The sequence below is a fragment of the Bradyrhizobium sp. UFLA05-108 genome, from assembly GCF_059803455.1.
The window spans coordinates 1-863 of record NZ_JBANAZ010000219.1; the positions used below are offsets into that span (position 1 = coordinate 1).

The following is an 863-nucleotide window of genomic DNA, read 5'->3' on the forward strand; positions in this document are numbered from 1 at the left end:
GGATGCCGTCAGTATCCATAATGCGCCCTGCTACCTGTTGGTGCTCATGGACATTACCGAGCGTAAACGATCGGAGCTGGAGCTGGTGAATGCCATCGAAGAAGTGATGCAGGATGCCTCGTGGTTCAGCCAAACTTTGATCGAAAAACTGGCCAACGTAAAAAGCATCAACCGGCCTGACCAGGCTGGATTCACCACCAGCGACCTCACGCCGCGCGAGCGCGATGTGCTGGAATTGATTTGCGAGGGGCTGCCGGACAAGAAAATCGCGGCGCGTCTCAATCTGGCGCTCAACACCATCCGCAATCATGTCGCGACGGTCTATTCCAAACTCGGCGTGCACAGCCGCAGCGAAGCCATCGTCTGGGCCAGAGAGCGCGGGCTGTTTACCGGCGGAGCGGCCTCCAGGAACGGCAAGTAGCCTGCAAATGCACTACCCGCACCGATGCAAACGCCCCTTATGAGCGCAGAGTGAAGTGCATAACATGGCGGTGCAAATGCAGGCTTTCGCTCTGTGCGACCGCCAAACGGATCGAACCTTAGGAGCACATCATAATGAACAGCGAAAAAGCCAATGGCATGATGGACAAAGTGGCGGGCAAAGCGCAGGAAATCGCAGGCGACGTCAGCGGTAACGAACGTTGGCAGGCCGAAGGCGTCACGCGCCAGGCAGTGGGCGCGCTGCAAGAAAAATACGGCGATGCCCTGAGCTGCGCCGGCAGTATGATGAAGAAAAACCCCCTCGCCGCGTTGGCACTCGTTGCCGGCGCAGGTTTGTTGGCCGGCCTGCTGCTGCGTCGCCGTTGATTAGCGCCGACGATCAACCTGCTTTTCCCTGAATGTTGTGCCCGGTGGGTAACCAC

The 863-nt window shown here is 58.4% G+C and carries 2 protein-coding genes; both read left to right on the plus strand.

From position 1 onward, the window contains the following. On the plus strand, positions 1-421 hold a 421-nt coding region (locus SO140_RS46095), incomplete at its 5' end, for a response regulator transcription factor (RefSeq protein WP_498544221.1). Between the two features lie 134 nt (positions 422-555). Beyond that, the gene (locus tag SO140_RS46100) at positions 556-807 is read left to right on the plus strand and encodes a CsbD family protein (RefSeq protein ID WP_025303738.1); all 252 of its coding nucleotides are present in this window, start codon (positions 556-558) and stop codon (positions 805-807) included. Positions 808-863: the final 56 nt, after the last annotated feature.

Excerpts from the sequence above, each read along its gene's own strand:
- SO140_RS46100 (WP_025303738.1), top strand. The coding sequence starts at position 556 with ATGAACAGCGAAAAAGCCAATGGCATGATGGACAAAGTGGCGGGCAAA.